This window comes from Lujinxingia vulgaris (assembly GCF_007997005.1).
Taxonomy (GTDB): domain Bacteria; phylum Myxococcota_A; class Bradymonadia; order Bradymonadales; family Bradymonadaceae; genus Lujinxingia.
In genome coordinates, this window is the sequence record NZ_VOSL01000053.1 from 66,158 (window position 1) to 87,096 (window position 20,939).

Below are 20,939 nucleotides of genomic sequence, written 5' to 3' on the forward strand. Positions count from 1 at the left end.
GGTGTTTTTCTCCGGTGGCCAGCGATTTAAACGCGCTGCGTCAGGCTTTATGACGCCGTGAGCTATCGTTGACGCCGCGTCTGCTGCGTTGAGAGCATCTCGGGCGGCGTTGCAAAGCCTCGCTAAAGCATCGCCTACGTTTTGCGCCTTGCCCGAGAAGCTCTCAACCTCGCAGCCATCGACGTCAACTTCTGCTCACGGCGTAGTAAGCGGTCGCCAGCTTGTCACTGTACAAACGCGGCGAGCTTGGCGAGGATGCGGGCCTGAGCAGGAGAGGTGATTTGAGCCCGGGCGCAGGTGATCGATAAGCGTGACGGAGCCAGGTTTGGGCGCGGCCTGACGCGCCGGATGATGTGGAGATGTGGATCATGACGATGAAGATGAAGACAACGATTCTGTTCGGGGTGCTGGCGAGTCTGGCGTGGAGCGGGTGCGGCGATGATGGTCCGCGGCGCGGGGAGGCCAGCGGCTGCGATGCGGCGGTGGAGGCGAACTGTCCGGGGCTTCCGGATAGCGGTGATGAGGAGGATACGGGCGATCCTCAGTTTGATGTCTCGGAGCCGGATGCTTCAGACCCCGAGCCGGATACCGACCCTGAGCCCGATCCCGATGGCACGCTCTACCCGCTGGGACCGGAGCTGGGGGTGGTGGACGGTCGTTTTGACGAGCGCCTGGAGGCGGCCTTTGACGGGCAGATCGATCAGGGGGTGGATGCGGCGGCGATCACGCCGATCTATGAAAACCTGGATGATGATCCTCTGCTCTATAAGGAGTTCCGCTGCGAGACGCGGCTGCGACGCCTGGAGGTGCACGCGCCCACAGATGGGTTCTTCATCTATGACGAGACGAACTTCCCCGCCGGCGGCAGCGGGACGGTGCAGGTGGTGGGGCGCCGCGCCGACAACACCCACTGGTATCGCGTGACCTCCAAGCCTTTTGATGCGGAGAGCTCGGAGGTGGTCTTTACCCCCGAGGAGCTGGGCAACGGGCGTGATTATGTGGCTTACGGCGTGACCTTCACCTCGGAATCGCCTCTGGTTGGCGAGGTGCAGGTGGCCGAGGTCAGCCTCTTTGGCTACTGCGCAAGCCCGGAGCACGAGATCGCCTGGGAGGCCACCGAGTGGCTCTGCACCGGGGTGGAGTGTGTGGAGGAGATCAATCCCGGAGGCGTGAGCACCCGCACGGTGACGTGTGCGCGCGACGCCGGTGGCTTTGCGCACCCCGACTTCTGTGAAGGGGAGGAGCCGGCGTCGCAGGGAGAGAGCTGCGAGCTGAGCTGCCCCTACACGCTGACCCATATTGGCCCGCGTCCCTTTGGCTACGCCAATGAGTCGGGGTGGTTGCATGAGGGCAACGCCGAGCGCCGCGCCGGTCCGCTGCCTTCCAATGTGGAACACGGCAGCACGGTGGAGGCGATTGAGGGCAAGCCCTGCTCGATCCTCACCGAGAATCCGCTGGCCTATTATGTGGGCATCTCCTGCACGGTGCCGGTGGAGGAGGGTGAAGAGAGGCTTTACTGTGCGTTCCGGTGTGAGTGATGTGTGCCGAGCGCCCCAGGACGACGCTGGCTGTGTCGCTGCGTCGTCGCGGTAGCGCTGCTACACGCTCCTCCTGGCTCCTTGCCAGGCCCCGCCCTGGATGCGCTCGGGGTTTTTATTTTTCGAGAAGTGCCGAGCGCCCCAGGACGACGCTGGCTGTGTCGCTGCGTCGTCGCGGTAGCGCTGCTACACGCTCCTCCTGGCTCCTTGTCAGGCCCCGCCCTGAATGCGCTCGGTGCCGAGCGCCCCAGGACGACGCTGGCTGTGTCGCTGCGTCGTCGCGGTAGCGCTGCCACAGCGTCGTCCTGGCTCCTTGTCAAGCCCCGCCCTGAATCCGCTCGGTGCCGAGCGCCCCAGGACGACGCTGGCTGTGTCGCTGCGTCGTCGCGGTAGCGCTGCTACTCGCTCCTCCTGGCTCCTTGCCAGCCCCGCCCTGGATGCGCTCGGGTTTTTTATTTTTCGAGAAGTGCCGAGCGCCCGCGCGCTCGAAAACAACCTCCGTCAGGATCGCGGCTGAGTGAATTGCGGGACGAAGAGGGCGATGATGATCTCCATCTCGCGGGGGTAGGCGTAAGGGGAGGGGCGGGTGCGGGAAGGGCCGCGGTCGCGGTACCCGGTGGTGAGGTGTTCGATGCGGGCGATGAGCGGCCAGCCGGCGTCGAGCAGGCGCGCGGGCATCTTGTTGAGGCGACGCGGGACGTAGCCGATACGGCGGTCGCCGGCGTAGAGCGCGATGGCGCGGTCGTCGTAGGGGTTGTCGGGCTCGCGGATCACGCGCAGGCGTTGGCCCAGATCCAGGGGAAAGGCGGCCAGCTCGAACTCGTGAAAGCGCAGGCCGGCCACCGGGGTGTGGATGAGCAGGGCGTGGTGTGGGGGCGGTGGTGGGGAGGTGCGGTGCTGGCGAGCGCGTTCGCTTCGGTGCATGGGGTGCCTCCGGGGGGCTGGCGAGCGGATGTGCTACGGGTGATGCTCCAAGAGTAGGTGCCGCTGCGGGGATGAGACAGGCTCTGGATTGGGGTAAGACGATCAATGATGGCGGTTTCTGGCGTTTTATGCGCTGTGAGGGGGCGGATGGCCGGTCGGTGGGGGAGGTGGTAAGGATGGGGGGTATGCGATGTGTGAGACGAGCGAGGTGGCCTGTGAGGACGACGATGTTGAAGCGTGTGATGGTGATGATGCTGGCGGCGGCGTGGGTGGCGGGATGTTCGACGGATGCGCCCGATGCGACGCCGCAGCCGGATAGCGGGGTGGAGCAGGACGCGGGGGACGATACAGACGACGCGGGTGAGGACGCGGCGCAGGGGGATGTTGAGGACGTTGGGGACGTGCAGGATGATGCCGACGCCGAGGGGGACGCCGATGCGGACGATGGCGGAGGGGAGGAGCGCGGGGTGGTGTTGAGCGCGGCACCCGCGAGCTATGCGTACCGGGCTGGCGAGGAGGCGGTGGGGGCCGGGGAGGTCTTTTTGAAGGTCGATGCCACGCTGGAGAATGTGGGCGTAACCTCGGAGGTGGGGATGGTGGTGGAGGGCTTTGCGCTGGAGATCACCACGACCGAGGGTGAGGCCCAGGTGGAGGCGCTTGTTGCGGGCGCTCTGCTTGAAGGCGGCTGCGCGGCGGAGACTGCCACCGACGTTGCGGCGATGGGGGAGACGGTGAGCTGCACGGCGCTCTTTGCGATCCCCAATGGCGCCACCGCCCTCTGGCTGCGTTATGAAGATCCGGCGACCTTTGAGGGGGCGCTCGCTGCGATCACGATGCCCGACGAGGCACCGGTGACGGAGGGGATGCTCGATGCGGCGCGCCAGACCTACGGGGAGGGTGTGGCTGCGGTGGTGCAAGCGAGCTGTGAGTGCGACAGCGAGCCTTTCTCGAGTGTGGAGGAGTGCGTGGAGGTGTTCGCGCACGATATGAGCGGCTGCGACGAGGTGGTGCTCGAGGATCGCGCGCAGATGCTGGAGGCGATCGCCTGTCTCAACGGGCTCCTGCCGCAGGAGGAGGCGTGTTACGCGAGCTGCGGCGGGGCGACGCAATGTGTGGCCGGGCTCGACTATGAGGGGTGCTGGGAGCTTTTGGAGGAGCCGCTTCGCTCGGAGCTGCGCGGCTGCTGAAGTTCTGCCGGGCCGGTCGTCTCACAGGAGTGACGACGTGCTTTGCCATGATGTTTGAGTGAAAAACGCCCCCCGACCTCAAGGTGTCGGGGGGCGTTTTTTTGGCTCAGGGCTCGGTGCTCAATGCGACGCGCTCGCGGTGTCGGGGCGCTCGTTGAGCTGAAGGTCGAGCTCCACGATGCGCATGCCAATGCCGCGGCTTGTCGTGGCGTCGGGCTCGACGTAGCGAAGATCGCGGATGAAGACGGTGTGGCCCTCGTCGTGGGATTGCACCTCGAAGACGGGGAAGCGCACCCAGTTGGCAAAGCCGCGCTGGGAGGGGGCGTTGAGCGCGGCCTCGGCGATGGGGTCGGGCGCTTCGATGGGGACGGGGGCGTAGCGGGAGGAGATGGAGGAGATGGAGGAGGCGCCGGGCCAGAGGCTTAGTTTGAGCGCGTGGTAGTGGGTGTTGGAGCGCGCGAGCACCTCGCGGGCGAAGGGGTTTGCGGCGGTGGGGCCGGTCATCACGACCTCGGCGTCGACGCCCTGGCCGGCCAGGTGCTCGGTGACGCGGGAGGAGGCCAGGGTGTTGCCCAGGCCCATCAGGCCCAGGTAGGTGCAGAAGGCCGCCAGGCAGGAAGCCGCCGCCAGGCGGCGTTTCTCAGGTGTGTAGCCCGAGGCGCGCATGGCGATGATGGCCAGAAGACCCACCCACCAGGCGACGCTCGCCGGGGTGGGGACCATGCTGGCAAAGGTGATGATCGCGCTCATTGCCGCGCCGAGCGCGATCCAGGCGCCGATGGCCAGGCGACGCTGGGAGTAGGTCAGCACGATGGTTGCGCCCATCAAGAGCCACATCCAGGGGTCGATGATGAAGAGGGTGTCGCCGTAGAACCAGCGCCCGTCGAAGGGCATGAGCAGGCGCACCCCGTAGGTGTTGAGCCAGTCGAGGGCGGGGTGGCTTAAGGTGCCCAGGTAGGCCAGGCCCAGGGTGGCGCGGGGGTCGACGGGGACTTTTTGAGGATCGCGTCGGCGTCGCCAGAGCCGGTCGTAGGCGAGCATCAGGGCGGTGAGGATCAGCGGCAGGAGGATCATCGCGAGCACCCCGTGGGTGTGGCCGCGGCGGTGCAGGAGCGAGGCGTCGTCGCCGAGTACGGAGACGATGACGTCGATGTCGGGGATGTTGGCGCCGAGGATCAGGGTGGCGGTCGCCAGCGGAGTGAGCTCTTTGAGACGAGTCTGGGCGAGTGTGGCGCCGGCCAGGGTGTGGGCGATGGGATCCATGGGGGAGACTGCCGGGGGGAGAAGAAGGTGAATGAACGACGAGGACGATGAGGGATCTGGGAAGACGCCGTGGATTGTGGGACTTCGGGCCGTCTCGGCAAGGGCGTTTAGCGTAAGTTTTGAGGATGCCTCAACGAAACGAGCGCCGCGCCCTCATGCGCTGAGGGGGCGGCGCTCGTCGTTTCCAATCAGCCCTACACGGTGGCCATGTCAGGGGCTGTGATCGACATCACCTGATTGAAAAACTGATTTAAAAATTGAAAGTTAGGCGGCGTTTTCGGGGTTTTCGGGGCTCTCCTCGCGGCCGTCGGCGTGGATGGCGAAGCGGCCTTTGTCGCGGGGGTGGACCGGGGCGTCGGCGTCAAAGGGCCAGCCGCCGAAGCCGGTGTTCTGGTAGTCGATCATGATCTGGCGGATGTCGCCCTGGTAGTTGCCCACAAAAGGTCCGTGCTGGACGACGGGCTCTCCGATGGGACGGCCCTGGAGCACCAGAACTTCGGCCAGGGTGGAGCCGGTGTTTTTCAGCGTGACCTCGGCGTCGCCTTCGACCTGGGCGCCGTGGCGGGGTTCCATGACGACATCTTCCAGGGTGAGGGCGTCGCCTTCGAAGAAGTAGAGCACGCGGCCGGTCTCGTCGTTGGCGGCCGGAAGTGTGAAGGAGGCGCCGGGCTGAAGTTTAAGCGTCCAGATGGCGATGTTGGACTCGTCGCGGGCCGCCCAGGAGCTCGGGGGCGGGGTGGGGGCGTTAAGCCCGTGCAGGGTGCCGGCGATGACCGCGACTTCGCCCACCACCTCGTCGCCCTCTTTGATGAGGTGGCGGGGGATGGTCTCGTTCCAGAACATCGTGAAGTAGGCGTCTTTCTTTTTGTCTTCCCGCGGGAGGTTCAGCCAGATCTGGAAGAGCTCGGTGGTGTTGGGGTTCTCGCGGTCCAGAAGCGGAAACGCTTCGGAGTGCACCACGCCCTTGCCGGCGGTCATCCATTGCACGTCGCCCTGGCCGAAGCGCGCCGAGGCGCCCATCGAGTCGCTGTGATCGATGAAGCCTTTGCGGGCAATCGTCACCGTCTCAAAGCCGGCGTGAGGGTGGCGCGGAAACCCGGGGACGGTGTCGCCGTGGTACATCGACCAGCCGTCTTTACCCGAAAAGTCGTTGCCGATGTTGCGGCCGGCCAGGGAGGCGTCGGGGCCCATCTTCTCGTTGGCCACCGGGTAGTGATCGTTATGGTGCACGCAGAAAAGAAAGGGATCGAGGGTGGGCCAGGGGGTGGAGGTGAGGGGGACAATGGCGCGGATCGCGTCTTTTTTGCTCATGGGGGGCTCCGTTGGGTCATCTGCAGCGTTATGATGACGGGATATTGGGCGCAGGGGTTGCGGGGGCAACTTCTGCGTTATCGTCGCAATAACGAGCGAGGTGGTCGGAGCAATCCCCCGCGGGGTGGACGGCGCTGGTGCGTGAGCGCAACGCGCCCCGGGTGGGATCAGGAGGAGGTGGGGGCGTCGTCGCGGGGGTGAATGAACACAAGCCCCTGGTCGCCGTCGACGGTGATCAGATCGCCGTTGTTGATGATCTCGGTGGCGCGGCGGGCGTTGACGACGGTGGGGATGCCGTACTCGCGGGCGACGATGCAGGAGTGGCTCAAGGGGCCGCCCAGGCTCATGACGACGCCGGCGGCGGTCAAAAAGAGCGGCGTCCAGCCGACGTCGGTGTAGGGTGCGACGAGGATGTCGCCGGGGCGGATGGAGGCGTCTTCGCTTGCCGGGTCGAGGATGACGCGGGCCGGCCCGGTGACGCGGCCGGGGCTTCCGCCCAGGCCGCTGAGGCGCCCGGTGGCCTGGCCGGGGTCGGGGGCGGGGGTGTGAAGATCGTCGTCGGCGATGATCTCGTGGCCGCGCAGCAAAAAGGTCGCCGGCGGGTCGGGCAGCCGCCGGTAATGTTCAAAGAGGGCGCGTCTGGCGAGCACGCGCAGCGCGAAGGTGGAGGCCAGGTGCGGGGCGCCCAGCCAGGCGCGTAGCTCGGGGGCGGTCAGGTAAAAGACCTCCTCGGGGCTCTGCAGGATGTTGTGTTCGGTGAGGCGGCGGCCGCACTCCAGAAAGAAGCGGCGGTAGACGTCGAGGGCGTCGACGACCCGGTCGCGCATGTATTCGCGCTGGCGGGCGTTTTTGCGCGTTAAGCCGATGACCGCCGAGAGGGCTTTTTTGAAGGGGCCGGGGAGCTCGGGGGTGGGGAGCTGCCGGGCGCGTTGGTGCTGGCGTACGCTCTCGGTGGAGCTGGGCAGGTGGGGGGCGTCGATGAAGCTCTGGAGGACCTCGAAGAGAAAGCTCATATCTTCGCGCCAGCGGGGCGTGGCGAGCTCGGCCTCGCGGGGGGCGCGGTGGCCGTAGTGTTTGCGGAAGGCGTCGAGCTCGACCAGGAACATCGCCACGTCGTCGTGCTGGGACTGGGCGTGCAGGGCTTCATGGACCTCGGCGGGGTCGTTTTCGGTGATGAGGCGGCGCAGGCGCAGGGAGCGGCGCGCGATGCGGCCGAGCTCTAAGAGCGCCAGACCGGGCTCGGCGCTCTTGACGTCCAGGCCGGCGATGAAGTCGCGGGGGGAGGAGGGGGCGTCGATCCCGGTAGCGCCCAGGAGCCGGAGCGCCTCGGAGGTCAGCGCGTAGCTCATCAAAAAGTTGGAGCTCACCGAGAGCATCACAAGGCCGGTGCGCTCAAAGAGCCCGTCGAGGTGATCGAGCTCCCCGAGAAGTTCGGTGGAGGAGAGCCTGGCGAGGTCACGGTCGAAGAACTCGTCGACCTTGCCGGTGAAGTAGCGGCCCCAGAGGGGCGCGACGAGCGGCATGGAGAGCTGAGCGCCGACGATTTTCGGGATGGTGGTGGGCAAGCGTTTGAAGAAGTCGCGCCTGGATCGACGCTCGTAGACATCGCGCACAAGCTCCACGCCGCCTCCGCCGGCCATCTCAAAGAGGCGCTCCGGGCTGAAGATGGGCAGCCCGCTGGCGATGCTCATAAAGCGGGTGAGGTTGAGGTAGATGCGGCCTTTGAAGGCGCGCACAAGCTCGGCGTCGTCGGGCACGCTTAAGCCCAGGGAGCCAAAAGCCTGCTCAAAGCCGCGGCGGCTGAAACGCTCTAAAATGCTCCAGGTCAGCGGGGTGGCCACCCCGGGCAGCGCTTCGCCCACGTTGGTGTTGGTCCAGACCTGGTCGGGGTGCGGCTCACCGGCGGCCGAGGAGGTGATCGGCCGGGCCTGCACGAAGAAGAGCTCGGCGCGGTGGGCGTCGGGGTGGGGGAAGGCGTAGGCCCACTCGACGTCGACGGGCATCCCGAAGGCGCTCTCGATGGTGGCGCCGGCGCCGGTGAGCTCCACGCGCTGCTCGGCGCTCAGGGTGGCGGGCTGCTCGGGGGAGGCGTCTTCGCCGCTGGCGGCGACGTGACGGCGCACATAGCCGGAGTGTTTGTCGAGGTAGAAGGTCTCGGAGTCCTGGCCCAGCACCACAGCGGTGCCGGCGCCCGGGGCGCAGCTGATCACAACTTCGTTGGTGTCGCCGCTCAAGGGGTTCTGGGAGAAGAGCACGCCGGCGCAGGCCGGTTTGAGCATCGCCTGCACGATCACGGCCATCGGCGCCGGGGTCAGGGTGATGGTGTCGTTGGCCTCATAGACCAGGCGCTCCAGGCGAAGGGCGCTGGCCCAGACCTGACGGATGGCGTCGGCGATAGCCTCGCTGTCTTGCACATCGAGCAGAGTGAGGCCCTGGCCGGCAAAGGAGCGCGCTTTGCCGTCTTCGCCGGTGGCCGAGGAGCGCACCGCCCAGGCCTCGGCGCCGCTTGAGGCCAGCCGGGCGTCGATCTCTTCGAGAAGCGTGCGGGGGAGCTCGGCCTCTACGATGGCCTCTCGGAGCTCGGTGAGGGAGGTGGCTTGAAGGGCCAGCGGGTAGAGGGCGGCCTCAAAGGCTTCGGTCGTGATGACGAAGGCCTCCGGCACGTTAAACCCGGCGCTGACCAGCTGCCAGAGCCCGTAGGCTTTGCCGCCGACGCGCTGGCGGCTGATCGCCGCGCTCTTGCCCGGGGCGCTCAACGAGAGCGTCCAACTCGACGGGGCGTCGGGTTGGCGGTGGGGACCGAATCGGACGATGGGATCAGTTGTGGGAGAGCGTTTCATGAACCCAACTGTGGTAGGCGGCGGCCACGCGGGCGCTGTCCAGGGCGATGTCTTCGGGCACGCTGTAGGGGTGCAACTCGGCCAGGCGAGCGGAGAGCTCGGGGTAGCGCTCCTCGGTGGTCTTGATGAGCAGGGTGTGCTCCTGATCTTCGCAGAGCTCACCCTCCCACATATAGAAGCTGGTCACCCCGGGGATGACGTTGACGCAGGCGGCCAGGCGCTCTTCGACAAGCTGGCGAGCAAGGCCGGGGGCGTCTTCGGGGGGACAGTTGCAGAGCACGACGCGGACCATGGTTTAGACCTCGGTGGGGGCGACGTTGTCGGACGTTTCGCTGCGCTCAAGCGGCTCCGGATGACCTGCGCGGGCAGGCTCCCCGATGGGCTCGATGGTGCCCGCTAAGAAGTGCATGATCAGGTGATCGACGATCGCGCGGGGCTCGGCGTCTTTGAGCGTGCCGTAGACGACGCGCTCCAGGATCACGCGCTCGACCATGCCGATGGTCATCGAGCCCAGGATCGTAAAGTCCATCGGGGCGATGAGCCCGCGCTGACACAGGATGCGGTTGAAGTCGGAGAGCATCGCCTGGAGCGTCTCGTAGAAATGGCGGATCAGCTCGTTGATCTCCGGGGCCACCGCCATCGCTTCGTTGAAGAAGATGGCCGTGGAGAGCTCGTTTCTCAAGAGCTCCTCGGTGAGCATCAGGCCGACCCGGGTGAGCTCTTCGCGCAGGTCCTCGCGGGAGTCGATCGCGCCGGGCTCCCAGCTGGCCACGGTGGTGACGACCATCTCCAGAAAGTCGCTGATGATCTCGGAGAAGAGCTGCTGCTTGCCTTCAAAGTAGAGGTAGAAGGTGCCCTGGGCGACGCCGACCTTTTTGACGATCTGAGAGACGCGCGCGGCGTGGTAGCCGTGCTCGTGAAAGACTTCGATGGCGGCCTGCTTGAGCTCTTCGCGGCGTTCATCGCGGCGGGCCTGTCGGCGTTGTCGCTGGGCACTCATCGGGGCTCCAAAAAAGGATACGTCGGGTTCGGAAACTGAGTTGAAAAAGGATGCAGTCGGCGATGACGTTCAGTCCGCCAGGATATGGCCGATGCGCGTGAGGTCGCCGTCGTGCTCGGCGGGCTCCAGCGCCAGAAGATGGGCCATCAGGGCGTAGAGGTCCACGATCTTGACCGTCTCACTGCGCAGGCCCTGCTTAAAGTCGGGACCAAATGCCGCGAAGAAGCCGTGCATCTCCTCAAACTCGGGGTCGTAGCCGTGGCCGCCTGCGTTGATGCCGATGTTATCCAGAATGTACTGGTTGGCGATGGAGTAGGGCGGATCGGCGACGACGAGGATCTCGGGGATGCGCTCGTTGTCGGAGTAATGCAGACGTTCGGGCAGATCCTCTTTGCGGTAGACGGTGTAGTTCTCTTCGGCAGCCTTTAGCGCCTGGTAGACCTCGTCGGCTTTGCCGGCGTCCGGGATGAGGCTGGCGATAGGCGTCCATTCCACCACAAAGACGTCGCGCTCGTCGATGATCTGATCGAGACGAATGACCTTGTCGTCGTCAAGCGCAGTCATGCCGTGATCGCTGACGATGAGGATGTTGACGTTAGGCCAGATGCCGGCGGCCTCCAGCTTGTCGATGAGGTAGCCCAGGTTGGCGTCGGCCTCCTGAAGCTCGTTAAAGAGCCGCGAGCCGCGGGGGCCCTGGGAGTGGCCCGCTGAGTCAAGATCGGAGAAATAAAGCGTGGCGAAGTCGACGGGCTCCTCGGCCGAGAGCCACGCCACAACCTGGTCGATGCGCTCGCGGGCCGGGTCCATGTAGTGGGTCGCAAAGGGCACCCAGTGGGTGGGGCGCTCTCCGCCGATCTCGGCCTCCGAGCCCACCCAGAAGTAGGTCCCGGCGCGCTTGCCCTGTTTCTCGGCCGTCACCCAGATGGGCTCACCGCCCCACCAGCGCGATTGGCCCTGAAGTTCGGCGTCGCTCATGCGCAGGCGGTCGCCGGTGGCCGGGTCGCGCACGGTGTTGCCCACAATGCCGTGGTTCTCGGCATAAAGACCGGTGACGATCGAGTAGAGGTTGACGAAGGTCTTGGTGGGAAAGACCGGCTCCAACGACTCGGCGACCACACCCTCGCGGATGAGACGGTCGAAGTTGGGTGTGGGGGCCAGCGTCAGGTAGTCGGGGCGAAAGCCGTCGAAGCCAATGAGGATCAGCGGCGTCTCACCGCTGACCGGATCGGGGGGCGTGTCGTCGCCGTCGGGCGCTTCGGTGCTGTCGGGCTCTTCGGTGACGTCGGGCTCGGCTGTATCAAAGCCCGGGGCGTCGGTGTCGTTTTCGGCGGGTGAGGAGGAGCAGGCCGGGGTGGCCAGGAGGAGGGCGGCCAGGAGGGCCAACGTCAGCGCGCGGGTGGGGGACGTCATCGGAGGGCTCGTGGGGAGGAGAGATCGGGGGGCGTCGCAGTCGGGCGCATAGTGGCGAAGTTGAGTTTTCTTCGCAAGGCGCCGGGGTTCGCGATGTTGGGCGATTCGTGCGTGCGTCTGGTGGTGTGCGTTTTGTGGTCAGGAGGTTGTGGGGTTAGGTGGTTGAGGGGCGCCGGGGTTCGCGAAGTTGGGCGATTTGTGCGCGCGATGGGGGGCTTGCGGGGGGGGCGACCGCATCAGGTCGGACGACGTTGAATCATTCACCCGCATACCTTTAAACCCGAGCGCATTCAGGGCGGTCGATGGCAAGGAGCAAGGAGGCGGGGATGAAGCTGTAGCAGCGCTACTGCGAATCCCTGTCGACGCCGCTGGCGTTGTCCCGGGGCGCTCGGATCAGGAGGTCCGCGAAAACCACGCCAGATATTCGACATTGCCGGCCGGGCCGTGGACGGGGCAGTCGATGCCTTTCACGAAGTGCATGCCGCTGGCGCGGGCCTGGTCGATGACCCGGTCGATGGCGTCCTGGCGAGCCCGGGTGTCGCGCACGACTCCGCCTTTGCCGACGTTGTCGGGGCCGACTTCGAACTGGGGTTTGATGAGCGTGATGAGGTCGGCGGTGGGGGAGAGGAAGGGGAGGGTGGCCGGCAGCACAAGATCGAGGGAGATGAACGAGCAGTCGATCACGGCCAGGTCGCAGGGGGCGTCGAGCGCGTCGGGAGCCAGGTGGCGGATGTTCTGGCGCTCCATATTGATGACGCGGGGGTCCTGGCGGAGCTTCCAGGCCAGCTGGCCGTAGCCGACGTCGACGGCAAAGACGTTGAGGGCGCCCTCCTGGAGGACGCAGTCGGTAAAACCGCCGGTGGAGGCGCCGACATCGATGACGATCTTGTCGGTGCAATCGTAGCCGAATGCGTCGAGGGCGGCTTTGAGTTTGAGGCCGCCGCGGGAGACGTAGGGGAGCTCGTCGCCCTTGAGCTCGATGGGGGCGTCGAGGGGAATGCGGGTGCCGGCTTTGTCGACGCGCTGGCCGTTGACGAAGACGTCACCGGCCATGATGCGGGCCTGGGCGCGGGAGCGGGTCTCGACGAGCTCGCGCTCGACCAGCAGGAGGTCGAGGCGTTGTTTGGTGGCCATAGGTGCGGCTCGGTGCTGCTTTGAAGTGAGTCGGGAGAGAGGTCGGGCTGTGTCAGCTCTCTTCGTCGTAGCCATACACATCGGCCAGGAAGTGGGGGCGGCCCTCATCGTCGACGCTCACGGTGTAGTACTCGATATGCACCGGCACCTGGTGGGTGAGGAAGATGGGCGTGTATTCGCCGCCTTCGAGGATGGCGTCGACGTTGGGGTTCTGTCCGTCGAGCTCCAGCAGGGCTTCGGCCATGGTCAGGGGCTGCTCCATGCGGATGCAGCCGTGGCTGTAGCCCCGCACCGGCTGGGAGAAGAGCGGCTTATGCGGGGTATCGTGCAGGTAGATGTCATGCAGGTTGGGGAAGATGATCTTCACAAAACCCAGGGCGTTGTCTTCGCCGGGGAGCATGCGCACGTACTCCCAGGTGCGGCCGGGGAAGGCGACTTCGTAGCGGTTCTCCTCGTACCAGGAGGGGATGTGGTCGGGGTTGGTGACCGAGACGTCGACGATGCCGGTGGCCGGGTCCAGGTAGGGGAACTGCGCCTTAAAGCGCGCCGCGCCCTCGTCACCGGGGAAGTGCACCGCGAGGATGCGTTGGAGGACGTCGGTTTTGAAGGCGCGGGTGCGGCCCATCTCGGTGGAGCGCATGGTGGTGATCGACTCCAGAAGATCGACGGGCTCGGGCGCGACGGGGACGGCGGGGCCATCGTCGGGATCGCCGGCGGCCGGGGCGCGGTCCGGTCGGTCCGCCGGAGCGTTGGCGGCCTGTGCGGAAGCGTTCTCCTGAGGGGGGCGGCCGACCATGCCGGCGGCGGGCTGCCCGCCACTCGGAGCGTCGTTGCTTGTCGGGGTAGCGCTGCCCAGGCCCAGGCCCGTCGAGACGGTGCGGCGAGTGGGCAGGTTGGAGGTCTTGTAGAGGTTGCTGAGACGCGCGGCGTAGCCGCCCATGACCTGCTTTTTGACCTCGGGGAGGATCGACTCCGCGCGGATGCGCGGGGTGACGTTCCAGTAGGGGTTGTAGATGACGCGGTCGATATAAGCGGAGACGGTGGGCGTCTGGTTGGCGCGTTCTGCTTCGCCGGTGAGGGGGTTGACCTCTTTGTTGTTATTGCCCACCACCACGGCAAAGCGAAGTTTGCGCTCCTGGCCTTTCCAGAGTTCGACGTTGAAGTCGGGGATGTTGATAAAGACGTAAGAATCGTCTTCGGCGTGGCGGGTGTTGGTGGAGCGCCAGCGCTCGATGTTGCGCGCGATTTGCGCCAGACGGCGCTCGGCGGGCACGTTGATCGAGTACCAGAAGACGTTGTGGGGCCGGCCGTTGGCGACCATCTGGTGGGTGTGCTGGTACTCGCGCACCGCCTCTTCCAGCGCCTCGTCGTAGTGCTCGTCGATGGGGGCGTCTTCGGGATAGAAGCCCTCGATGCGCAGGCGTTGCTTGAGGTGGGTGACGGCCTCGGAGCGCTGCCCGGGCTTAAGCGAGCGGGGCGTGGGGACCTCCTGCCAGCCGCCGGCCTCCACGATGTCGCGGTAGCGGCGGTAGGCGTTGACCAGCCCCATGTACTGCGGGTTCTGCGGGGGGATGGCGTCGATCACGCGCTGCGCGTCATCCAGGGACTCGGCGGCGATAAGCGCCCGCAGCGTGTCCTGGATCCCCTGATTGAAGAGCTCGTCTTTGCGGCGCCTGGCCATCTCGGTGGCCACGTGGGAGGCCTGCCGCCAGACCTGGCCGGCGCGGAAGGGGCCTTTGGCCTTGTCGGGGCGCGTGGAGCGGCTGTCGGGCTCGTTGTACTCATCCCAGTGACGCTCGTGCACAAAGATCTCTTTGAGGCGGAAGTAACGCTGCTCGCGGGCGTAGCGCGCAAGGCCCAGCGCCAGCAGGCGCTCGAGTTTGGCCTCAATGGCGATGACGTCGGCGGACTTCGTCTCGTAGGTTTTGAGCGCCTCATTGAGGCGCTGGCCCTCCGGTGCGTTGAGCAGGGCCTCGGTGAGCTGCGCGTGGCTCTCTTCGGTGAGCGCGAAGGTGGAGACGGGCTGCTCGGTGAGCCAGGCGGTGGCCGCGGCGACCTCGGCCTCGGTGGGCTTGAGCCCCTCGAAGTCGGCGTAGGCCTGCTTCTTCGCCTCGAGCTCTTCAAAGAGCCTGGCGAGCTCGTCGAGGCGGTAGGGCGCCGGGTCGAGCTGGTGATCGTCGACGACCTGAAGCGCGTTCCAGAGCGCTTCGCCGGCCGGGGTGAGCGTGGCGTTTTTGACCAGCGTCGGCTCGTACTCCCGCTCCCGGTAGATCTGATTGACCAGCGTCCCGAAGGGAGGCTCATTGCCTGCGGCGCGGGCCTCATCCCCCTTCTCGAAGGCCGCCTTGAGGGCCTGGCTTGCGGCCGCCGAGGCGCTCTTCTCGCGCAGCGCGTCCTCAAGGGTGGGGGCCCACTCGGCGGTGTAGCTCTGCGCGGCGGCCGGCTCGATGGTGGGCTCGGAGCAGGCGCTGATGGCGAGCAGAGACGAGGTCAGAAGTCCCATCGCCAGGAGACGCAGCGAGTGCGGGGCGCGGTGCGGTGTGTCGAAGTTCATGGATGTCGGGGCGCCCGAGAGGCGCGGCAAGAGGGCCGAAGAGGCAGCAAGAGCTCTTGGAAAGTATAGACCAGGGACGGCGAAAGATTAAGAAAAGCTGGTCCGCTTTTCTGTAAAGTAAAGCTGCGATCGCGACGGTAGAACGAAAAAATCCTCAACATCGACACGATCTTAGCTCGCCTGGCGGGGATCGGGGGGTAGGTTTCAGCGCACCCGTTGCCAGCGGGATCGAGGGATCTCGGAGGAGGCGGGTGGCGCGCCGTTGCCCAGGATGTAGATGGCACGGCGGTTGGCCTCCTCGGCGGTCTCGTCGGGGGTGGGTTTGGCCAGCACCGACTCGCCGAAGCCCTGGTAGAAGACGGGGATGTCCAGGCCCTGCGCGGCAAACCAGCGGCCGATGGCGCGCGCCCGGCGCTCCGAGAGCTCCTGGTTGCTCGACGCGTTCCCCACCGTGTCGGTGTACCCGGCGATGTAGAGCTGCATCTGCAGGCCCTTGTCGCGGTGGGCGCGCATGGCCTGCTGCACCCGCTCCAGAGTCTCGGTGAGCTTGGGAAGCTCGGTGTCCTGCCAGGTGTGCTCCCCGCTGTCGAAGACCACGCTCTGGTGGGGGATCTCCACCCAGAAAGGCTCCAGGATGAAGGACTCCCAGAACCCCTCGGTGTCGTGCACGGCCACGCGCAGCGCGGCCAGATCGCCTTCGGGGACCTCAAAACGAAGCTCGATGTCGCCGCTGGCCCCCCGATGCTGCGAGGTGTGCGTGCCCAGGGGGCGGTTGTTGGCGTCGAAGAACTCGATCTCAACTTTCTCTACCGGGCGGTTGACGTGAATGGGAAGACGCCCCTGGCCGAGCTCCACCTCGTCGGTGTCCACCTCCACCTTGAGCGCCTCGGTGTAGGCCACATCAAAGGTAAGCTCAAACTCCACCGGCTCCCCGTCGATGTCGGTTGCGCGCAGGGTGACGGTGTAATCAAAGGTTCCCGGGGGTTGCTCGATGATCACCTCTTTGACCTCACCGCGCTCCAGGCTCCCCAGCCGCCGGGTCGTGGTGTGGCCGTCGGAGCGCTTAAACGTCAGCTCGGCGTCCTTCAGCGCCGCTGGCGAGCGCAGCGTGAGCGAGGGCTGGCCCTGGCCGACCTGCACGCGGTTGTTGACGCGGTACTCAAAGTCCTGGGCGCTCACCGGAGATGCGCTCAGCGCGAGCATCAGCAGAGAGGCCCCGCTCCAGTGTGCGAGAGTGCGCAGGTTTCTTTTCGTGAGGGAGGGCAGAGTCAAACACTTCATCGTCGGGCGCCGGGGAAAAGGGGGGGGCCGATGGCCGGTGCGTCGTACTGTGGTATACGACGTGGCGAGGCGTCGATTCAATGCGAGTCGACGCCAGACGTCCAGGTGAAGCGAGGAGAAGCGCGATGGAGGAGGCAGTCAAGGTCCGCGATGCGGCCACGGTGATGCTGGTGCGCGAAGGCGCGCAGGGGCTTGAGGTGCTCCTGATGCGCCGCGCCAGCGGGCATGCGTTCATGGCCGATCGCTGGGTGTTTCCGGGCGGTCGGGTCGACGCGCGCGATGCCGATGCGGCGCTGGAGGGGGCGTTGTCTCAACCTTTTGAGGCGGCCGAGGGGCTGGCGGACGACGAAGATGCCGCGCGCGCCATCCTCATCGCCGCGCTGCGCGAGGTCTTTGAAGAGACGGGGATGATGCTGGCCACGCTCGCGGACGCCGCTGACGATGACGCGAGCCTCGCCGCGATCTTTGGGGCCGAGCCGGAGCGCTGGCAGCGGTGGCGTCGAAAGCTCGACACGGGGAGTGCCTCGATGGTGGCGTTTTTAAACGCGCTTGAAGAGGTTGCTGGCCAGCCCGTACGCCTGAACGCCGCCGGGCTTCATTATTACGCGCGCTGGATCACGCCGGACTTTGAGTCGCGGCGCTACGATACGCGTTTTTTCGTGGCCCGGGCGCCGGCTGGCCAGACGGTCCAGGTCGACGCGCGCGAGCTTGTGGAGAGCCGCTGGATTGGCCCCACCGAAGCCATCGAGGCGTACCGCAAGGGGGCGATCTTGCTCGCGCCGCCGACCCTCTGCGTGCTCGAAGATCTTCGGCGTTTTGAGGCCCCCGGCGACCTTGCGCGTCTCTTTGCAGATATCGAAAAAGCCTCGATCGACCCCGTCCTGCCTCAACTTCTCGATAAGGCACCCGAGGGCGATGAGGCCGTGCTGGTGCTCCCCGGTGACGCGGCCTACCGCGAGGAGCGGGTCGATGTGGAGGCGGCGCGCTGCCCCCCTGGCCGCACCCTGCAGGAGCGCAGCGGGGTGACCCGGGTGGTGCGCCGCGACGGTCAGTGGTGGACCGAGCGGCGCTGAGGCAACTCCCGGAGGGGAGGGTGGATATCAGGGGGAGGCCGTCGCGCCGGCCTTCGAGGCCTCCGGGGTGGGGAGCTGGCGCAGGGGCTGAAGCGCCTCGGTGGTGCGACTGATGTCGGCGCCGGAGGGGGCCTGAAACGCGCGCAGCCCGAAGCGGGGAAGCGACGCCAGGATATGATCAAACACATCGCCCTGGATGGCCTCGTATTCGGCCCACACCGTGGTGTTGGTAAAGACGTAGATCTGCAGCGGCAGCCCCTGGGGGGTGGGCTCGAGCTGGCGAACCATGAAGGTCATATCTTTATGAATGCCCGGATGTTCGCGCAGGTACAGGCCGATGTAGGCGCGCAGGGTGCCGATGTTGGTGAGCCGGCGTCGGTTGATGCCCTCAGTGGCGAACTCTTCGGAGAGCGCGCTCTCGTTATGCTCGCGGATCTCTTTGAGCTTCTGATCCAGGTAGGGGCGCAGCACCCGGATGGTGCGCAGGCCGGCGATGTCCTCGTCGCTCAAAAAACGCACCGAGCCCAGGTCCAGGTGAATCGCGCGCATGATGCGCCGGCCGCCGCTCAGCTGCATGCCGCGCCAGTTTTTAAAGGAGTGCTCCAGAAACTTATGGGTGGGGATGATCGTCAGCGTGCGGTCCCAGTTCTGCACCGTGACCACGTTGAGCGCGATGTCGGTGACGTCGCCGTCGGCGTTGAACTGGGGCATCTCGATCCAGTCGCCCACGCGTAGAAGATCGTTCTGGGTGAGCTGAATGCCCGCCACAAGGCTTAAGAGGCTGTCGCGGAAGACCAGCAAAATCACCGCCGTCATCGCCCCCAGACCGCTCAGGAGGATCAGCGGGGAGCGATCGAGCAAAAACGAGACGATCAGGATGCCCGCCACACAGTAGACGAGCACCTGCACCACCTGCAGGTACCCTTTGATGGGGCGGTCGCGGTTGACCGAGAAGCGCCGGTGCAGCTCGTTGAAGGTCGAGAGCAGCGCGCTGATGCTGCGGGCGATCGCCACGATCACAAGGCATAAGCAGATCAGCCGGATGGCCTCGCTCAAGCCCGCGGGAAGATGCGGCACCCAGGTGATGCCCAGCTGCAGGGTGAGCAGGGAGGGGAGCGCGGCCAGGCGGTGCAAGACCTTCTGCTCCACCAGGATGTCATCCCAGGCGATCGAGCTCTTGCTGGCAAAGCTGAGCAGCGCCGGCAGCGCGATGCGCCGCGTGATCAGCGTGACGATCGCCAGCGCCAGCAGAAGCGCGCCCAGCCCAAAACCCAGCGCGTAGAGCGCGGAAGGATCAAAGGCGGCAAGCCAGTCTTTGAAGGGGAGAACGTCCATACGAAGCTCCTGAAAGATGCAGGGGCCCCGGGCAGACGTGATGACAGGCGGACTAAAAGAGCCCGGAGCGCTTCACGATAACCAGGCCCGCGGTGGGGCCTTCGCGGATCTGAAAGCGGGTGAGGTGTTGGCCCTCACAGAGGCCTGTGTGGCACAGTCCGGAGCGCGGGTCAAAGCGAGCGCCGTGCATCGCGCAGACCACCGAGGCGTCACGTGGATCAAAGAGTCGGGAGGGATCCTCGCCAAGGGGCACGCCCCAGTGCGGGCAGTGATCGTCGAAGGCCACCAGGGTGTGGTCATCGACGCGCATCAGCACGCCGCGGCCGGCCCGGCCGGAGGTGTCGGTGTAGGCGAAGTGGCAGGCGTCGCCAGGCTCCTGGAGCGGCCGGCTGTCGACGATGGCCAGGGCGTCGGCTGGTGGGGTGGGCATGGTGAGGGTTTGGGGAAAAAAGTCGAGGAAGTTGGCTCAGGCTGCGGCGATCAGGCCTCTGCGATGGCCCGGCTCAGCGCCAGGGCCTGGGCCATGATCGTGACCTGGGGGTTGGCGCCCAGCGCGCTGGGAAAGAGCGAGGAGTCGACGATGTAGAGGCCCTCGTGGTCGTAGGTGCGACCATCCTGCACACGCGCCACGCAGAGCTCCGGGTCATCGCCGATGCGGCAGGTGCCCATCGGGTGGCTCGCGTAGAGCGAGAGATCGCCCGGGGTGTGATGGATGCGCACGTGATCGTGGGCCGCGTTCACGCTCTCAAAAAAGCGGCTCTTTCGCACCATCGGCATCACGCGTCGCGACCCGGCCTCAAAGAACATCTCCACCAGAGTGTGCAGCCCGGCGGTGAGCTTTTTCTGGTCCTCTCGCTCAAGCCTGTAGCGCACCTTTGCACGCTGATCCTTGCCCGGGCTGACCTGCCCCGAGGAGCTGTCGCGGATGAGCAGCCCGCAGGCGGCCATGTGGCGAAACTCTCTTAGAAACTCCGCGCTCACATCGACGCCGGCGCGCGCCGCCTGGCTCAAAAAGACGTCGGGGGAGGCCGAGAAGGTCTCCAGCAAGATCTCCGGGTCGTCGGGGTGGTGGGCATAGTACCCCTGGGTGGCGCCGGCCCACAGGCGGATGGGGGCGTCAAATTTTGCGAGCACGGCGACCGTGGGGTGCACGCGCAGGTTCAGACCGACCTGACCGCTGGAGTTGGCCAGCCCCTGATTCAGTAACAAAATCGGGGTGTTGACCGCGCCGGCAGCCAGCAGAGTGCGATCGGCCTCAATGGTGTGCTCCACGCGCACCTGGCGAGTCTCGGGATGACGCGTGTGGGCGATGAGCCCGGTGACGCGGCCCTGCGCGTTGAGCGTGAGACGTTCGCAGCGGGTGTCGGCAAAAAGCCGCGCGTTGTGGCGTAGCGCGCGGGGAAGCCAGGTGATGTCGGCGGTGGCTTTGCCGCCGGTGGGGCAGCCGGTCTGGCAGGTGCCGCAGCCCACACACCCCGGGGCGTTTCGGGGCATAAACGCATGCTCAAGGCCCAGCTGACTAAAACCGCGCTGCGCCACCCGGGCGTTCTCACCCGCAAGCGCGGCGGGGGTGGGTGCCGCGCCGATGACCTCCTCGACCTCCGAGAAGAGCCGATCGCGGCGCTCCGACCTAAAATGGGCAAGCCCCCACTGCTCGACCCACTCCTCAAGCACCGCGTCCGGCGCCCTGAAGCAAATCGCCGAGTTCACCAGCGTTCCCCCTCCCACCCCGCGCCCGCTGGCCAGGGGAATGAAGGCGTTTCCCTGCATCACGCGCGTGCCCTGCTCCTGCATCAGGTGTTTGGCCGCCCAGCTCTGTTTTCGCTTAAAGCTGTGGCGAGGCCAGAAGCGTCCTTCATCGACGATGAGCACGCTCAAGCCCGCTGCGGCCAGCGTCGCCGCACAGACCAGCCCGCCGGGCCCCGCGCCCACGATGGCCACGTCGACCTTATGATGTTGCTTCTGCGGCGCCTGCTGCGCCTCGAAGGTCGCGTAGGTCTGCAGCTGCGCTCCCACATGATCTTCGGCGGAGTAGTCCAGGATGGTCTCGCTCATCGTCGCGCTCGCTGGCCGGTGAGGTCGTGAAGGG

General features: G+C 66.3%; 16 protein-coding genes. 3 read left to right on the forward strand and 13 right to left on the reverse strand.

The window, feature by feature from the left end; genetic code table 11:
* Positions 1 to 374 precede the first annotated feature (374 nt).
* Positions 375 to 1,538, forward strand: coding sequence for a hypothetical protein (locus FRC96_RS12260; protein WP_146974776.1), 1,164 nt, complete (start codon positions 375 to 377; stop codon positions 1,536 to 1,538).
* Positions 1,539 to 2,039: 501 nt separating this feature from the next.
* Here FRC96_RS12260 and FRC96_RS12265 read toward each other — a convergent pair.
* Positions 2,040 to 2,462 carry an HIRAN domain-containing protein gene (locus tag FRC96_RS12265; protein WP_146974777.1) on the reverse strand — a complete coding sequence of 141 codons (423 nt, stop codon included), beginning with the start codon at positions 2,460 to 2,462 and terminating at the stop codon, positions 2,040 to 2,042.
* Positions 2,463 to 2,689: 227 nt separating this feature from the next.
* On the opposite strand from FRC96_RS12265, the gene FRC96_RS12270 reads away from it, so the two are divergent.
* Positions 2,690 to 3,649 (forward strand): hypothetical protein, encoded by a 960-nt coding sequence (locus FRC96_RS12270; RefSeq protein ID WP_146974778.1) that lies wholly within the window; start codon positions 2,690 to 2,692, stop codon positions 3,647 to 3,649.
* Positions 3,650 to 3,769: 120 nt separating this feature from the next.
* Here FRC96_RS12270 and FRC96_RS12275 read toward each other — a convergent pair whose 3' ends face one another.
* The 9 genes from FRC96_RS12275 to FRC96_RS12315 all read right to left on the reverse strand — a co-directional run bounded on the left by FRC96_RS12275 (position 3,770) and on the right by FRC96_RS12315 (position 16,442).
* Positions 3,770 to 4,912 carry a metal-dependent hydrolase gene (locus FRC96_RS12275; protein WP_146974779.1) on the reverse strand — a complete coding sequence of 381 codons (1,143 nt, stop codon included), beginning with the start codon at positions 4,910 to 4,912 and terminating at the stop codon, positions 3,770 to 3,772.
* Positions 4,913 to 5,176: 264 nt separating this feature from the next.
* Positions 5,177 to 6,223, reverse strand: coding sequence for a pirin family protein (locus FRC96_RS12280; RefSeq protein WP_146974780.1), 1,047 nt, complete (start codon positions 6,221 to 6,223; stop codon positions 5,177 to 5,179).
* A gap of 167 nt (positions 6,224 to 6,390) precedes the next feature.
* Positions 6,391 to 9,063, reverse strand: coding sequence for a PEP/pyruvate-binding domain-containing protein (locus FRC96_RS12285; protein ID WP_146974781.1), 2,673 nt, complete (start codon positions 9,061 to 9,063; stop codon positions 6,391 to 6,393).
* Entirely contained in the window at positions 9,041 to 9,355 is a 315-nt protein-coding gene (cutA, locus tag FRC96_RS12290; RefSeq protein ID WP_146974782.1) for a divalent-cation tolerance protein CutA, read from the reverse strand. The genes FRC96_RS12285 and cutA overlap by 23 nt, the downstream gene beginning before the upstream one ends.
* A gap of 3 nt (positions 9,356 to 9,358) precedes the next feature.
* A complete protein-coding gene (locus FRC96_RS12295) occupies positions 9,359 to 10,063 on the reverse strand; it encodes a TetR/AcrR family transcriptional regulator (RefSeq protein WP_146974783.1) in 705 nt (234 codons plus the stop codon).
* 69 nt (positions 10,064 to 10,132) lie between these two features.
* On the reverse strand, positions 10,133 to 11,473 hold the full coding sequence (locus FRC96_RS12300; RefSeq protein ID WP_146974784.1) for an ectonucleotide pyrophosphatase/phosphodiesterase: 1,341 nt from the start codon (positions 11,471 to 11,473) through the stop codon (positions 10,133 to 10,135).
* Positions 11,474 to 11,866: 393 nt separating this feature from the next.
* Positions 11,867 to 12,607, reverse strand: coding sequence for a TlyA family RNA methyltransferase (locus tag FRC96_RS12305; protein WP_146974785.1), 741 nt, complete (start codon positions 12,605 to 12,607; stop codon positions 11,867 to 11,869).
* Positions 12,608 to 12,659: 52 nt separating this feature from the next.
* Complete coding sequence (locus FRC96_RS12310) at positions 12,660 to 15,161, reverse strand: L,D-transpeptidase family protein (protein ID WP_146974786.1); 2,502 nt, start codon at positions 15,159 to 15,161, stop codon at positions 12,660 to 12,662.
* 204 nt (positions 15,162 to 15,365) lie between these two features.
* Entirely contained in the window at positions 15,366 to 16,442 is a 1,077-nt protein-coding gene (locus tag FRC96_RS12315) for an OmpA family protein (protein ID WP_146974787.1), read from the reverse strand.
* Positions 16,443 to 16,567: 125 nt separating this feature from the next.
* Between FRC96_RS12315 and FRC96_RS12320 the strand changes: the two genes are divergently transcribed.
* Positions 16,568 to 17,515 (forward strand): NUDIX hydrolase, encoded by a 948-nt coding sequence (locus FRC96_RS12320; RefSeq protein WP_230470188.1) that lies wholly within the window; start codon positions 16,568 to 16,570, stop codon positions 17,513 to 17,515.
* Positions 17,516 to 17,542: 27 nt separating this feature from the next.
* Here FRC96_RS12320 and FRC96_RS12325 read toward each other — a convergent pair whose 3' ends face one another.
* From FRC96_RS12325 to FRC96_RS12335, 3 genes are read right to left on the reverse strand one after another with little or no spacing between them, the layout of a single operon-like run.
* Positions 17,543 to 18,850, reverse strand: a complete 1,308-nt coding sequence (locus tag FRC96_RS12325) for a mechanosensitive ion channel family protein (RefSeq protein WP_146974789.1) — start codon at positions 18,848 to 18,850, stop codon at positions 17,543 to 17,545.
* Between the two features lie 52 nt (positions 18,851 to 18,902).
* Positions 18,903 to 19,280 (reverse strand): Rieske (2Fe-2S) protein, encoded by a 378-nt coding sequence (locus FRC96_RS12330; RefSeq protein WP_146974790.1) that lies wholly within the window; start codon positions 19,278 to 19,280, stop codon positions 18,903 to 18,905.
* A 50-nt stretch (positions 19,281 to 19,330) separates the two neighbouring features.
* Positions 19,331 to 20,905: an FAD-dependent oxidoreductase gene (locus FRC96_RS12335; RefSeq protein WP_146974791.1), complete on the reverse strand. Its 1,575-nt coding sequence runs from the start codon at positions 20,903 to 20,905 to the stop codon at positions 19,331 to 19,333.
* Positions 20,906 to 20,939: the final 34 nt, after the last annotated feature.

Coding starts and splice junctions, on each gene's coding strand:
- FRC96_RS12260 (WP_146974776.1), top strand. CDS start 375: ATGAAGATGAAGACAACGATTCTGTTCGGGGTGCTGGCGAGTCTGGCG.
- FRC96_RS12265 (WP_146974777.1), bottom strand. CDS start 2,462: ATGCACCGAAGCGAACGCGCTCGCCAGCACCGCACCTCCCCACCACCG.
- FRC96_RS12270 (WP_146974778.1), top strand. CDS start 2,690: ATGTTGAAGCGTGTGATGGTGATGATGCTGGCGGCGGCGTGGGTGGCG.
- FRC96_RS12275 (WP_146974779.1), bottom strand. CDS start 4,912: ATGGATCCCATCGCCCACACCCTGGCCGGCGCCACACTCGCCCAGACT.
- FRC96_RS12280 (WP_146974780.1), bottom strand. CDS start 6,223: ATGAGCAAAAAAGACGCGATCCGCGCCATTGTCCCCCTCACCTCCACC.
- FRC96_RS12285 (WP_146974781.1), bottom strand. CDS start 9,063: ATGAAACGCTCTCCCACAACTGATCCCATCGTCCGATTCGGTCCCCAC.
- cutA (WP_146974782.1), bottom strand. CDS start 9,355: ATGGTCCGCGTCGTGCTCTGCAACTGTCCCCCCGAAGACGCCCCCGGC.
- FRC96_RS12295 (WP_146974783.1), bottom strand. CDS start 10,063: ATGAGTGCCCAGCGACAACGCCGACAGGCCCGCCGCGATGAACGCCGC.
- FRC96_RS12300 (WP_146974784.1), bottom strand. CDS start 11,473: ATGACGTCCCCCACCCGCGCGCTGACGTTGGCCCTCCTGGCCGCCCTC.
- FRC96_RS12305 (WP_146974785.1), bottom strand. CDS start 12,607: ATGGCCACCAAACAACGCCTCGACCTCCTGCTGGTCGAGCGCGAGCTC.
- FRC96_RS12310 (WP_146974786.1), bottom strand. CDS start 15,161: ATGAACTTCGACACACCGCACCGCGCCCCGCACTCGCTGCGTCTCCTG.
- FRC96_RS12315 (WP_146974787.1), bottom strand. CDS start 16,442: ATGAAGTGTTTGACTCTGCCCTCCCTCACGAAAAGAAACCTGCGCACT.
- FRC96_RS12320 (WP_230470188.1), top strand. CDS start 16,568: ATGGAGGAGGCAGTCAAGGTCCGCGATGCGGCCACGGTGATGCTGGTG.
- FRC96_RS12325 (WP_146974789.1), bottom strand. CDS start 18,850: ATGGACGTTCTCCCCTTCAAAGACTGGCTTGCCGCCTTTGATCCTTCC.
- FRC96_RS12330 (WP_146974790.1), bottom strand. CDS start 19,280: ATGCCCACCCCACCAGCCGACGCCCTGGCCATCGTCGACAGCCGGCCG.
- FRC96_RS12335 (WP_146974791.1), bottom strand. CDS start 20,905: ATGAGCGAGACCATCCTGGACTACTCCGCCGAAGATCATGTGGGAGCG.